Origin of the sequence: Enterobacter asburiae (assembly GCF_001521715.1) — a bacterium.
Taxonomy (GTDB): Bacteria; Pseudomonadota; Gammaproteobacteria; order Enterobacterales; family Enterobacteriaceae; genus Enterobacter; species Enterobacter asburiae.
Genome location: NZ_CP011863.1, coordinates 3,144,500 through 3,158,579 on the forward strand (window position 1 = coordinate 3,144,500; position 14,080 = coordinate 3,158,579).

The following is a 14,080-nucleotide window of genomic DNA, read 5'->3' on the forward strand; positions in this document are numbered from 1 at the left end:
ATGCGCTCCGTTGCCCGGATAGCTCAGTCGGTAGAGCAGGGGATTGAAAATCCCCGTGTCCTTGGTTCGATTCCGAGTCCGGGCACCACTATTTAAAGAACCCAGCCTATGGCTGGGTTTTTGCTTTTCTGCGTTTATAAATCCCTTCTTTGTATTCTTGTTTCTCTTTGCCGTGGGATCGTGCGGTCTGCGTTGCCGGATGGCGGCTTTGCCTTATCCGGCCTACTGAGCCCGCAGGCCCGGCAAGTGCAGCACTATCGGCCTTTTCTGCGCGCGCAAAGCAAAAAACCCCGCACCTTACGGTACGGGGTTCTTCTATTTGATGCCTGGCAGTTCCCTACTCTCACATGGGGAGACCCCACACTACCATCGGCGCTACGGCGTTTCACTTCTGAGTTCGGCATGGGGTCAGGTGGGACCACCGCGCTAAAGCCGCCAGGCAAATTCTGTTAAATCTGTATCAAAGCTGAAATTTGATTGTCTGTCTCTCGTCCGCCGAAACAGCTTCGGCGTTGTAAGGTTAAGCCTCACGGTTCATTAGTATCGGTTAGCTCAACGCATCGCTGCGCTTACACACCCGACCTATCAACGTCGTAGTCTTCAACGTTCCTTCAGGACCCTTAAAGGGTCAGGGAGAACTCATCTCGGGGCAAGTTTCGTGCTTAGATGCTTTCAGCACTTATCTTTTCCGCATTTAGCTACCGGGCAATGCCATTGGCATGACAACCCGAACACCAGTGATGCGTCCACTCCGGTCCTCTCGTACTAGGAGCAGCCCCCCTCAATTCTCCAGCGCCCACGGCAGATAGGGACCGAACTGTCTCACGACGTTCTAAACCCAGCTCGCGTACCACTTTAAATGGCGAACAGCCATACCCTTGGGACCTACTTCAGCCCCAGGATGTGATGAGCCGACATCGAGGTGCCAAACACCGCCGTCGATATGAACTCTTGGGCGGTATCAGCCTGTTATCCCCGGAGTACCTTTTATCCGTTGAGCGATGGCCCTTCCATTCAGAACCACCGGATCACTATGACCTGCTTTCGCACCTGCTCGAGCCGTCACTCTCGCAGTCAAGCTAGCTTATGCCATTGCACTAACCTCCTGATGTCCGACCAGGATTAGCTAACCTTCGTGCTCCTCCGTTACTCTTTGGGAGGAGACCGCCCCAGTCAAACTACCCACCAGACACTGTCCGCAACCCGGATTACGGGTCTACGTTAGAACACCAGCCATTAAAGGGTGGTATTTCAAGGTCGGCTCCACGCAGACTGGCGTCCACGCTTCAAAGCCTCCCACCTATCCTACACATCAAGGACCAGTGTTCAGTGTCAAGCTATAGTAAAGGTTCACGGGGTCTTTCCGTCTTGCCGCGGGTACACTGCATCTTCACAGCGAGTTCAATTTCACTGAGTCTCGGGTGGAGACAGCCTGGCCATCATTACGCCATTCGTGCAGGTCGGAACTTACCCGACAAGGAATTTCGCTACCTTAGGACCGTTATAGTTACGGCCGCCGTTTACCGGGGCTTCGATCAAGAGCTTCGCGTTGCCGCTAACCCCATCAATTAACCTTCCGGCACCGGGCAGGCGTCACACCGTATACGTCCACTTTCGTGTTTGCACAGTGCTGTGTTTTTAATAAACAGTTGCAGCCAGCTGGTATCTTCGACTGATTTCAGCTCCACCCGCAGGGGCTTCACCTACATATCAGCGTGCCTTCTCCCGAAGTTACGGCACCATTTTGCCTAGTTCCTTCACCCGAGTTCTCTCAAGCGCCTTGGTATTCTCTACCTGACCACCTGTGTCGGTTTGGGGTACGATTTGATGTTACCTGATGCTTAGAGGCTTTTCCTGGAAGCAGGGCATTTGTTACTTCAGCACCGTAGTGCCTCGTCATCACACCTCAGCGTTAATAAACGACCGGATTTACCTAATCGTTCCGCCTACATGCTTAAACCGGGACAACCGTCGCCCGGCTAACATAGCCTTCTCCGTCCCCCCTTCGCAGTAACACCAAGTACAGGAATATTAACCTGTTTCCCATCGACTACGCCTTTCGGCCTCGCCTTAGGGGTCGACTCACCCTGCCCCGATTAACGTTGGACAGGAACCCTTGGTCTTCCGGCGAGCGGGCTTTTCACCCGCTTTATCGTTACTTATGTCAGCATTCGCACTTCTGATACCTCCAGCATGCCTCACAGCACACCTTCAACGGCTTACAGAACGCTCCCCTACCCAACAACGCATAAGCGTCGCTGCCGCAGCTTCGGTGCATGGTTTAGCCCCGTTACATCTTCCGCGCAGGCCGACTCGACCAGTGAGCTATTACGCTTTCTTTAAATGATGGCTGCTTCTAAGCCAACATCCTGGCTGTCTGTGCCTTCCCACATCGTTTCCCACTTAACCATGACTTTGGGACCTTAGCTGGCGGTCTGGGTTGTTTCCCTCTTCACGACGGACGTTAGCACCCGCCGTGTGTCTCCCGTGATAACATTCTTCGGTATTCGTAGTTTGCATCGGGTTGGTAAGCCGGGATGGCCCCCTAGCCGAAACAGTGCTCTACCCCCGAAGATGAGTTCACGAGGCGCTACCTAAATAGCTTTCGGGGAGAACCAGCTATCTCCCGGTTTGATTGGCCTTTCACCCCCAGCCACAAGTCATCCGCTAATTTTTCAACATTAGTCGGTTCGGTCCTCCAGTTAGTGTTACCCAACCTTCAACCTGCCCATGGCTAGATCACCGGGTTTCGGGTCTATACCCTGCAACTTAACGCCCAGTTAAGACTCGGTTTCCCTTCGGCTCCCCTATACGGTTAACCTTGCTACAGAATATAAGTCGCTGACCCATTATACAAAAGGTACGCAGTCACACCACGAAGGTGCTCCCACTGCTTGTACGTACACGGTTTCAGGTTCTTTTTCACTCCCCTCGCCGGGGTTCTTTTCGCCTTTCCCTCACGGTACTGGTTCACTATCGGTCAGTCAGGAGTATTTAGCCTTGGAGGATGGTCCCCCCATATTCAGACAGGATACCACGTGTCCCGCCCTACTCTTCGAGTTCACAACCTGTGTGCTTTCGTGTACGGGGCTGTCACCCTGTATCGCCGGACTTTCCAGACCGTTCCACTAACACACAAGCTGATTCAGACTCTGGGCTGCTCCCCGTTCGCTCGCCGCTACTGGGGGAATCTCGGTTGATTTCTTTTCCTCGGGGTACTTAGATGTTTCAGTTCCCCCGGTTCGCCTCGTTAACCTATGTATTCAGTTAACGATAGTGTGACGAATCACACTGGGTTTCCCCATTCGGACATCGCCGGGTCAAAGGTTCATATCACCTCGCCGGCGCTTTTCGCAGATTAGCACGTCCTTCATCGCCTCTGACTGCCAGGGCATCCACCGTGTACGCTTAGTCGCTTAACCTCACAACCCGAAGATGTTTCTTTCGATTCATCATCGACTTGCGAAAATTTGAGAGACTCGAACACACATAACATGTGTGTCGTTTCAATTTTCAGCTTGATCCAGATTTTTAAAGAGAAAATATCTCAAACGTCACCCGAAGATGAGTTTTGAGATATGACGGCAGGTGACTTTCACTCACGAACCAGCAAGTGGCGTCCCCTAGGGGATTCGAACCCCTGTTACCGCCGTGAAAGGGCGGTGTCCTGGGCCTCTAGACGAAGGGGACACTGAAGTCTCAATCGCAAGACGCCTTGCTATTTACTTTTCATCAGACAATCTGTGTGAGCACTACAAAGGCAGGTTCTTTAAGGTAAGGAGGTGATCCAACCGCAGGTTCCCCTACGGTTACCTTGTTACGACTTCACCCCAGTCATGAATCACAAAGTGGTAAGCGCCCTCCCGAAGGTTAAGCTACCTACTTCTTTTGCAACCCACTCCCATGGTGTGACGGGCGGTGTGTACAAGGCCCGGGAACGTATTCACCGTAGCATTCTGATCTACGATTACTAGCGATTCCGACTTCATGGAGTCGAGTTGCAGACTCCAATCCGGACTACGACGCACTTTATGAGGTCCGCTTGCTCTCGCGAGGTCGCTTCTCTTTGTATGCGCCATTGTAGCACGTGTGTAGCCCTACTCGTAAGGGCCATGATGACTTGACGTCATCCCCACCTTCCTCCAGTTTATCACTGGCAGTCTCCTTTGAGTTCCCGGCCGAACCGCTGGCAACAAAGGATAAGGGTTGCGCTCGTTGCGGGACTTAACCCAACATTTCACAACACGAGCTGACGACAGCCATGCAGCACCTGTCTCAGAGTTCCCGAAGGCACCAATCCATCTCTGGAAAGTTCTCTGGATGTCAAGAGTAGGTAAGGTTCTTCGCGTTGCATCGAATTAAACCACATGCTCCACCGCTTGTGCGGGCCCCCGTCAATTCATTTGAGTTTTAACCTTGCGGCCGTACTCCCCAGGCGGTCGACTTAACGCGTTAGCTCCGGAAGCCACGCCTCAAGGGCACAACCTCCAAGTCGACATCGTTTACGGCGTGGACTACCAGGGTATCTAATCCTGTTTGCTCCCCACGCTTTCGCACCTGAGCGTCAGTCTTTGTCCAGGGGGCCGCCTTCGCCACCGGTATTCCTCCAGATCTCTACGCATTTCACCGCTACACCTGGAATTCTACCCCCCTCTACAAGACTCTAGCCTGCCAGTTTCGAATGCAGTTCCCAGGTTGAGCCCGGGGATTTCACATCCGACTTGACAGACCGCCTGCGTGCGCTTTACGCCCAGTAATTCCGATTAACGCTTGCACCCTCCGTATTACCGCGGCTGCTGGCACGGAGTTAGCCGGTGCTTCTTCTGCGGGTAACGTCAATCGACAAGGTTATTAACCTTATCGCCTTCCTCCCCGCTGAAAGTACTTTACAACCCGAAGGCCTTCTTCATACACGCGGCATGGCTGCATCAGGCTTGCGCCCATTGTGCAATATTCCCCACTGCTGCCTCCCGTAGGAGTCTGGACCGTGTCTCAGTTCCAGTGTGGCTGGTCATCCTCTCAGACCAGCTAGGGATCGTCGCCTAGGTGAGCCGTTACCCCACCTACTAGCTAATCCCATCTGGGCACATCTGATGGCAAGAGGCCCGAAGGTCCCCCTCTTTGGTCTTGCGACGTTATGCGGTATTAGCTACCGTTTCCAGTAGTTATCCCCCTCCATCAGGCAGTTTCCCAGACATTACTCACCCGTCCGCCGCTCGTCACCCAGGAGCAAGCTCCCTGTGTTACCGCTCGACTTGCATGTGTTAGGCCTGCCGCCAGCGTTCAATCTGAGCCATGATCAAACTCTTCAATTTAAGTTTGATGCTCGTGAATTAAACTTCGTAATGAATTACGTATGTTCACTCAGAGACTTGGTATTCATTTTTCGTCTTGCGACGTTAAGAATCCATGTCACTTTGAGTGCCCACACAGATTGTCTGATAAATTGTTAAAGAGCAGTGCAACGCGGCTTTCGCTCACCGTTGCGAGGTGGCGTATATTACGCTTTCCTCTTTCAGAGTCAACCCGTTATTTCAGGATTTTTTCTCTTCAACCGACCGGATTGTTTGTGAAGTGATTCACATCCGCCGTGTCGATGGAGGCGCATTATAGGGAGTTCTCAACAGGCCGCAACCGCTAAATGACAGAAAAATGACTGACTGCTGCATTCCACAGCAAAACCCCGCCTTATACCCTTTTATGCACAAAGTTATCCACAATCATGAGCGGATCGCGATGCGATCCCACGAATTGAGCGAGAAGATCAACTATACTAGCGGCAAATATTCTCCTCTGTGCAGGCCCACCCTCATGACCACACAACGCCTCGCCCGCGACTGGCGTCTCCCTACTGCAGGAGTGATGCTGCTGGCACTCCTCTTTGCCGTTTTTACCCTGCATGCGCACTGGAACGCCTTTATCCAGTGGTGTCTCGCCACGCAAATTACGCTGCACCGCTATCTGGTGATGTATCTGCTGCAGCTTAATAACCACCAGTACAGCGGCGGATTATGGCTGTTAACGGGGGCTTTCCTTTATGGTGTCCTTCACGCCATCGGGCCCGGACACGGAAAATTCATCGTGACGACCTATCTGACCACCAATAAGGAAAGCGAGCTGGCCGCCCGGGTCGTCCCCTTCCTGGGTAGCCTGATGCAGGGCGTCAGCGCCATTCTGTTTGTCTTTATTCTGGCGGTGGGGTTTAACCTCGCCTCCGGGGATATTAGTACCAGCCGCTGGTACGTGGAGAAGATAAGCGCTGTGCTTATTGGCGCATTCGGTGCTTTTGTCATTTATCAGGCGCTGAAGAGCCTGCGCCCGCGCAGGATGTCTATCTCCGCCATCAAGCCGCTTCATCAGCACGATGAACACTGTGGCTGCGGCCATCACGGCGTAGGTACAGACCTGACGCAGGGCGACTGGAAAACCCGTCTGGGCGTGATTCTGGCGATTGGCGCACGTCCGTGCAGCGGGGCGATCATGATTCTGATGTTTTCGAATGCGCTGGGCATTGTCACCTGGGGAGTGGCCGCAGTCATGACTATGTCTTTAGGCACCGCACTTTCTATTGTGGGGCTTTCCCTGGCAGTGCGTTACGCCCGCGAGCGCACGGTGACCTGGTTCGGAGAAAGCGCCTCACTAAGATGGCTGGTACCGGCAGTCAAAATAGCCGGAGGGGTAGTCCTGATCCTGTTTGCGACGGTGCTGTTCCTGACGGTGATCCCCATCAGCGCCAATGGTGACTACATCGCTGCCGGATGCTAATAAAAGAAAACCCGCCGTTGGCGGGTTTCTTTATTACTCGTTGATGCGTGGATGCTGGTCCACCAGTCGGGAGCGTTTTTTCTGCAGCTCTTCAATCTCTGCGTCAATATCTTCAATCTTCTGCTCTACGTTATCGTAGTGCTCGCGCAGGATCTCTTTCGCTTCCTGGATGTCAGACGCCGCAGGCGTTGCGCCTTTCAGAGGGCGATTAGCCGTCTCCTTCATGGTAAGACCGGTAATCAAACCAATCACCGCAATCACCATCAGGTAATAAGCCGGCATCATCAGGTTCTGCGTGCTCTCGACCAGCGAGGCGGCAAGCGTCGGGGTCAGACCGGCAATCAGCACCGAGATGTTAAAGGCCGCGGCCAGCGCGCTGTAGCGAATATGCGTCGGGAACATCGCGGGCAACGTTGAGGCCATCACCCCGATAAAGCAGTTAAGGATCACCGCCAGCATCAGCAGACCGGCAAAAATCAGCCCCAGCACATCGCTGTTAATCAGAATGAATGCCGGAATGGCCAGAGCAAACAGCGCAACGCTTCCCAGAATAATGAACGGTCGACGACCAAAACGGTCACTCAACAGGCCCATAATCGGCTGCACAAACAGCATACCCACCATGATGGCGATAATAATCAGCACACCGTGATCTTCCGAGTAGTGCAGGTTATGCGACAGGTAGCTCGGCATGTAGGTCAACAGCATGTAGTAGGTCACGTTGGTCGAAATCACCAGGCCAATACAGGTCAGCAGGCTGCGCCAGTGTTTAGTGGCAATCTCTTTGAACGACACCTTCGGACCATCCTGCAGCCCTTCGCGGTCACCCTGTTCCAGTTTTTCGACGTGCTGCTGGAACGCGGGCGTCTCCTCAAGCGCATGACGCAGGTAAAGACCAATTATCCCCAGCGGCAATGCCAGGAAGAACGGGATACGCCAGCCCCAGTCGAGGAAGTTATCTTCACCCACCACGGTTGAAATCAGCACGACTACGCCTGCGCCCATGACAAATCCAGCAATCGAGCCGAAGTCCAGCCAGCTCCCCATAAATCCGCGCTTACGGTCCGGGGAATACTCGGCAACGAAGATTGAGGCACCGGTATATTCACCGCCGACGGAGAAGCCCTGCGCCATCTTACAAATCAGCAGGAGAATGGGTGCCCAAATGCCGATGGTGGCGTAAGACGGTATAAGACCGATACAGAATGTACTGATCGACATAATGACGATGGTGATGGCCAGGATCTTCTGACGACCATATTTATCGCCGAGCATACCGAAGAACAGACCGCCCAGCGGGCGAATCAGGAAGGGAACGGAGAACGTACCCAGTGCGGCAATCATCTGCAGGCTGGGATCGGCCCCGGGGAAAAACACTTTACCTAACGCATAGGCCACAAAGCCGTAGACACCAAAATCGAACCATTCCATCGCATTACCGAGCGAGGCTGCGGTAATGGCTTTACGCAGCTTTGCGTCATCAATAATGGTGACGTCGCGAAGCGTGATGGGTTTAATCTTTTTCCTTCTCAGCATAGCTATCCTCGTTGACTCGGCCCTGTCTGTTTCACAGTCCAGTTAGCGTTCTGTGAACCATGGGATCCGCTCCATGCGAATCGCCTTATTCAAGCGTAGCAGGTTTACTTACATTGACGTTTTACGTCGATACAACCGAACCTGTTGACGCCTGCCTGGGCAGTTAATGACCTTTTTACCCTACCAGCGTTTATATTTGTGATCAACTTCACACATATTTTCGCGTCTCGTCAACTCAGTCCAATTTTTGTCAAGGAGTGCCAATAAGCACATCCTTACCCCGCCTAAAGAACATCCTCCCGCGCGTCATTATTTCTTTCTTAACGGAAAAACAAACCACGTTAAGGAAGGTGCGAATAAGCGGGGAAATTCTTCTCGGCTGACTCAGTCATTTCATTTCTTCATGTTTGAGCCGATTTTTTCTCCCGTAAATGCCTTGAATCAGCCTATTTAGACCGTTTCTTCGCCATTTAAGGTGTTATCCCCAGTTTTTAGTGAGATCTCTCCCACTGACGTATCATTTGGTCCGCCCGAAACAGGTTGGCCAGCGTGAATAACATCGCCAGTTGGTTATCGTTTTTCAGCAACCCCTTGTATCTGGCTTTCACGAAGCCGAACTGTCGCTTGATGATGCGAAATGGGTGCTCCACCTTGGCCCGGATGCTGGCTTTCATGTATTCGATGTTGATGGCCGTTTTGTTCTTGCGTGGATGCTGTTTCAAGGTTCTTACCTTGCCGGGGCGCTCGGCGATCAGCCAGTCCACATCCACCTCGGCCAGCTCCTCGCGCTGTGGCGCCCCTTGGTAGCCGGCATCGGCTGAGACAAATTGCTCCTCTCCATGCAGCAGATTACCCAGCTGATTGAGGTCATGCTCGTTGGCCGCGGTGGTGACTAGGCTGTGGGTCAGGCCACTCTTGGCATCGACACCAATGTGGGCCTTCATGCCAAAGTGCCACTGATTGCCTTTCTTGGTCTGATGCATCTCCGGATCGCGTTGCTGCTCTTTGTTCTTGGTCGAGCTGGGTGCCTCAATGATGGTGGCATCGACCAAGGTGCCTTGAGTCATCATGACGCCTGCTTCGGCCAGCCAGCGATTGATGGTCTTGAACAATTGGCGGGCCAGTTGATGCTGCTCCAGCAGGTGGCGGAAATTCATGATGGTGGTGCGGTCCGGCAAGGCGCTATCCAGGGATAACCGGGCAAACAGACGCATGGAGGCGATTTCGTACAGAGCATCTTCCATCGCGCCATCGCTCAGGTTGTACCAATGCTGCATGCAGTGAATGCGTAGCATGGTTTCCAGCGGATAAGGTCGCCGGCCATTACCAGCCTTGGGGTAAAACGGCTCGATGACTTCCACCATGTTTTGCCATGGCAGAATCTGCTCCATGCGGGACAAGAAAATCTCTTTTCTGGTCTGACGGCGCTTACTGCTGAATTCACTGTCGGCGAAGGTAAGTTGATGACTCATGATGAACCCTGTTCCATGGCTCCAGATGACAAACATGATCTCATATCAGGGACTTGTTCGCACCTTCCTTAATTTGCGGGCAACGGGGACAGTATTACGGAAATCCGGAACGCTGGTGATAACCAAAATAGCGGTAGCCTGGGCGGTGGCAATGATATGCGCGATGTTCATTCCGGAGAATGGAATTCAGACCGGGTTCTTTGCGGGTTTATCAGTCCTGGCGATTGTCTCGGCAATGGATATGACCAACGGCGGATTGTACGCCAGCCTGATGAACCAGTACGGAACGAAAGAAGAGTCCGGCGCATTTGTGTTGATGTCTCTGGAGTCCGGCCCATTGATGACGATGCTGATCCTGGGGTCTGCTGGCCTGGCCTCGTTTGAGCCGCACCACTTTGTCGGCGCAATCCTGCCCTTCCTGGTCGGTTTCGCCCTTGGCAATCTCGACCGCGATCTGCGTGATTTCTTCAGCAAAGCCACGCCGGTGCTGATCCCGTTCTTCGGTTTCGCACTGGGGAACACCATCAACCTGAAGGTCATTCTCGACACCGGCCTGCTGGGCATTGTGCTGGGTGTCGCCGTGATCGTCATCACCGGTATTCCGCTGATTATTGCCGACCGCGTAATCGGAGGAGGAAACGGCACGGCCGGCGTCGCCGCCTCTTCAGCCGCGGGGGCTGCTGTTGCAAACCCGGTGATTATCGCCCAAATTAACCCGGCCTTCGAACCGGTCGCCGCTTCAGCAACGGCACTGGTTGCCGCGAGCGTAATTGTCACCGCGATTCTGGTCCCCATCATCACGGCGCTGTATGCGAAACGCTACGGGAATATGCAAGAGACCCTGCCTGAACCGAAGCCGATAGAAATGAATCATTAACACACCGCACCATTCCCTCTCCCAACGGGGAGAGGGTGAGCGAGAAGGGGTTTACCCAAAAATCTCTTCCACCATCGCGTCCACCAGCCGTTTTGCCGAACAGAGCCTTGGCATACCCAGCGCGACGGTCTGCCAGTTTTGCGTCACTGACCAGCTCACCGGATGTTGATCCGCCTGACACCAGTCCCCCAGCCAGCCCAGCATGTCTTTATGATCGATTAAACCCGGAGAGGCCGGCGTTGTCAGCCACTGGTGATAGAAATGGCGGGTCGTGGGGGATGCATTAATGCCCTGTGCCAGATAGTTAGCCGCCATGCTGCGCAGGTTATCCTTAAGCATTGCCGCCACATCTTCATTCGCGAGGCGGCATGCGTCACCAAATGCCCCCCAGCGCAACTCTTCCAGGACGATAAAACAGCGCCCGGCCAGCGACCAGCCATCATAGTGCCCGGCCCGCCAGCGGGTAAAAATCTGCTCGCTGTGCTCGCCCGCCTGCACCGTCAGCCCGCGCTGGGTTAGTGCCTTCTCTTTATAGGCTGCGCGTTGGGTAAAATGAGAGGCGAGTTCAGCGTACTGCTGCATCAGACCGGGGGACTGCTGGGCGCGCGGGTGCGTCTGCTGGCGCAAAGCAATCAGTTTCTCTGCCATCAGCGTCAGAGCGAGATGACCCGGGTCAAGCATGCCGGCCAGTTTTTCCGCCAGCCCCAGGCGCAGCGCCGCATTTTCATTGAGCATACCCGCCATCGCCCAGGGGCGTAGCCGGGTATGCGTCATGATTTCCTGAGTCAAACGCTCACGAAACTGAAGCTGTTGTGGTCCCAGGTGAGGATGACGCGCCGCGTCTACTCCCTGAACCAGATCGACCATAAATTTTGGATTAATACACTCCAGCGTTCGCCCGGGGCCGTCCAGTAGTGGTGTTGTCATGGTTGCTCTGCCGCGAATAGAGTTTGAATATCATCGCGTAACAGTCGGGTATCTTCCTGTATCCACGTCGCAGTCGTAATACTTTGCTTCAACAGCTGGCAGAGCGCTCGGGTTGAATGCTCATTCTGTTGACGCACTGCGAGGCTATCACGCAAGCTTTCCTGTAACCCGGTCAGGCACAGCGAAAATTCTGCAAAGAACGTCGCCATTCCTGCCGTAACAGAGACATCGACCTGCGCGGACAAAGCTTTACGTATTTGTTCACAAAACAGCTCAATATGTTGCTTAAATTTGTCATGTAGCTGCGCAATATCGATAACATATCGCGTGCGCGTTTCCACATACTCATCCCAGCCCCAGCCCGGGTTATTGAGCCAGCGAGAGACCGTTTCTCGCATACTGCTCCCGCCTGATGACGGGCCTGCCTGGCTGTCATCCTGCGCTATTGCATCATTAAAAAGCGCCCGCGTGTTGAAGTTAAGCTGGTGAGCCTGAAACGCCGGGAAACTGATTCGCGCCCGAAAACCCGCATGGCTCAGATGCTCTTTAATACGCGTTTCGATGGGGCGCATGGCTTCGTTCAGGGAACGCGCCAGCGTAGATTCAAGCTGGTCGAAGCGTAACGCCAGCTCCCGGCAGATTTTCGTCTGTGCATCCAGCATCACCAGTTCGCAGGAGGAGCGGATTTTACTCAGCGCGATCTGCGCCTTCCCTTCATCGTCCAGAACCAGCTGCTTCAGCTCGTGCGGCTCGTCACCGTGAGGGTTCTGCCGATCGATGCCAGCCAAATCAAGAATATGCTGAGCGCTGAACACCTCGCCAATCGCCTGGTTAAGCGCGGTTTTTTGGGCGCCCATAAAGTCCGCGGTAGCGTTCAGCGCCTCCTCAACTTCATGTTTCACCTCATCGCTCACCACGCTCTGGCGCGTCTGGAGAAGCGCCATATCCTCTTCCAGACGTGCGATATTCAGTTCCAGCGCCTCAAAGGCAACCGTCAGCCCCTGATAGCGGAAGTCGAGGTACTCCCGGGCATTTTGTGCGTAGTTGAGCAGCTTATGCGAGGCCGAACGCAGCGCGTAAAGCGAGGCATTGGCATAGGCGGCGTAAATCAGCTTGCGTATCGGTTGTTCGAAAAGCGAATCTTCCCAGAGCAAATCGGCAGAATGACGAATATGGTCGATATCGTCCAGGTCCGCCGTGCGCCAGCGACGCCCAAGCGCCGCTTCGGCAAAGTCCTGCACCCAGGGTTGCTCCTGATGATCCGGCAGCTGTCCGTGGGTACTCATCTCGTAGCGAGCGCGGTTTGCCAGATAGGCCCACATGGACGAAACGGGGTAGATCTGGCCAGGCGAAATATTGCCTTTCATTAAGGTGCCGGAGATCATCGCCCGGATCTGCTCTTCATCATCGCTATTGCGATCTTTCTGATCGAATTTATTGACCAGGGCATACAGCGGCACGGATTTTCCCGCCGCGGAAATGGCCTGGCGGACTTCTTCATCAGAGATGGATTTAAGCTGGGTATAATCCATCACGGCCAGCACCGCCGACGCGCGGGACAACTGCTCGCTGAGCATTTTTTGCAGATGCGGCTGTCCGGCCTCATTCGGCCCGGGCGTATCGAGCAGCGTCAGCTGTCCGAGGTGAGCATCCAGACCCGCAAGATGCACAAACTCCACTTCAATCACCGGAATATGTTCGATGGCGGCATATTCAGAGAAGGGAAACTCCACGCCTAGCGCCTGGGAAAGCCTCACCAGGTCGTTGAGGCTTTTCAGACAATGAAATATCGGCTGCGCGCCCAGGTGATGCTTCTCAAAAGCCTCTCCTTTTTCAATGCGCTCCAGCAGCGTATTCATGTCTTTATCAATTTCCAGATGCTGAGCGAGCTTTCCGCGATCGTAATCGCATAGCTTTTTCTGGAGCAGTTGGATCAATTCATCAATAGGTGAGGCATGTGAGAAATGCAGCACCGGCTCCTTCTGGCCCGGCGTGTGGCGAATCAGGGTAGGGAGCGCCGTCATCGGACGATTGCGGTTCGGCAACACTTCGGTCCCCACAATCGCATTAATGGTGGTCGATTTTCCCGCTTTCATGGTGCCCACAATAGCCAGGACCATTTCCAGCCGGGTTATTTTTCGTAATTCATTATTCAGCATCGCCTGCTGCGCTTCGACACCGCGCGCGCTAAAATGCAAAGGTAAAACGTTGTTCTTTTCACCCGTAATAGCAGCCGCGGTGCTCTCCAGCATCGCAGTCGGCATTGATTTCAACGTATCAAGGTTTTGCAGGGCGAGCTGTAACAAACGCTCAGCTTCCTGGCTTAATTCAAAAATGGTCTGTGTGTGCATGATAAAAGCCTTTCCTTAACGCAAATTTATTACTTTTATTAAGCCACTGGTATTAATTATGTTGTTCAGGCTTATATGATCACGTGTGGAAAACATGTTCGCCGAAATATAACTGATTGATGATAATCAGAAATAATTCGCTATCCTTGCAT

5 protein-coding genes, 2 tRNA genes, 3 rRNA genes and 1 pseudogene are annotated in these 14,080 nt (G+C 53.6%); 3 read left to right on the forward strand and 8 right to left on the reverse strand.

Features of this window, described 5'->3' with window-relative positions; all coding sequences use genetic code 11:
• The first annotated feature begins 12 nt into the window (after positions 1–12).
• A tRNA-Phe gene (locus ACJ69_RS15210) sits at positions 13–88 on the forward strand.
• A gap of 236 nt (positions 89–324) precedes the next feature.
• Here the strand turns inward: ACJ69_RS15210 and rrf are convergent.
• From rrf to ACJ69_RS15230, 4 genes are all read right to left on the reverse strand, one after another.
• A 5S ribosomal RNA gene (gene rrf / locus ACJ69_RS15215) occupies positions 325–440 on the reverse strand.
• Positions 441–516: 76 nt separating this feature from the next.
• Positions 517–3,422: ribosomal RNA gene (locus ACJ69_RS15220) — 23S ribosomal RNA — on the reverse strand.
• A gap of 192 nt (positions 3,423–3,614) precedes the next feature.
• Positions 3,615–3,690 (reverse strand) — tRNA-Glu (locus ACJ69_RS15225).
• An 85-nt stretch (positions 3,691–3,775) separates the two neighbouring features.
• A 16S ribosomal RNA gene (locus tag ACJ69_RS15230) occupies positions 3,776–5,315 on the reverse strand.
• The 16S, 23S and 5S rRNA genes sit together here with 1 tRNA gene alongside, the layout of an rRNA operon.
• A gap of 496 nt (positions 5,316–5,811) precedes the next feature.
• On the opposite strand from ACJ69_RS15230, the gene ACJ69_RS15235 reads away from it, so the two are divergent.
• Complete coding sequence (locus ACJ69_RS15235; protein WP_059347275.1) at positions 5,812–6,765, forward strand: nickel/cobalt transporter; 954 nt, start codon at positions 5,812–5,814, stop codon at positions 6,763–6,765.
• Positions 6,766–6,798: 33 nt separating this feature from the next.
• On the opposite strand, the gene proP is transcribed toward ACJ69_RS15235, so the two are convergent.
• Complete coding sequence (gene proP / locus ACJ69_RS15240; RefSeq protein WP_029740241.1) at positions 6,799–8,301, reverse strand: glycine betaine/L-proline transporter ProP; 1,503 nt, start codon at positions 8,299–8,301, stop codon at positions 6,799–6,801.
• Between the two features lie 491 nt (positions 8,302–8,792).
• Positions 8,793–9,773, reverse strand: a complete 981-nt coding sequence (locus tag ACJ69_RS15245; protein WP_000019402.1) for an IS5-like element IS5 family transposase — start codon at positions 9,771–9,773, stop codon at positions 8,793–8,795.
• A 67-nt stretch (positions 9,774–9,840) separates the two neighbouring features.
• Here ACJ69_RS15245 and ACJ69_RS15250 point away from each other — a divergent pair.
• Positions 9,841–10,650, forward strand: a pseudogene (locus ACJ69_RS15250) (2-keto-3-deoxygluconate permease); the annotation flags it as partial.
• Between the two features lie 51 nt (positions 10,651–10,701).
• Here ACJ69_RS15250 and ACJ69_RS15255 read toward each other — a convergent pair.
• Complete coding sequence (locus tag ACJ69_RS15255; RefSeq protein ID WP_054829827.1) at positions 10,702–11,577, reverse strand: diguanylate cyclase regulator RdcB family protein; 876 nt, start codon at positions 11,575–11,577, stop codon at positions 10,702–10,704.
• Positions 11,574–13,928 (reverse strand): clamp-binding protein CrfC, encoded by a 2,355-nt coding sequence (gene crfC, locus ACJ69_RS15260; protein ID WP_059347276.1) that lies wholly within the window; start codon positions 13,926–13,928, stop codon positions 11,574–11,576. The genes ACJ69_RS15255 and crfC overlap by 4 nt, the downstream gene beginning before the upstream one ends.
• Positions 13,929–14,080: the final 152 nt, after the last annotated feature.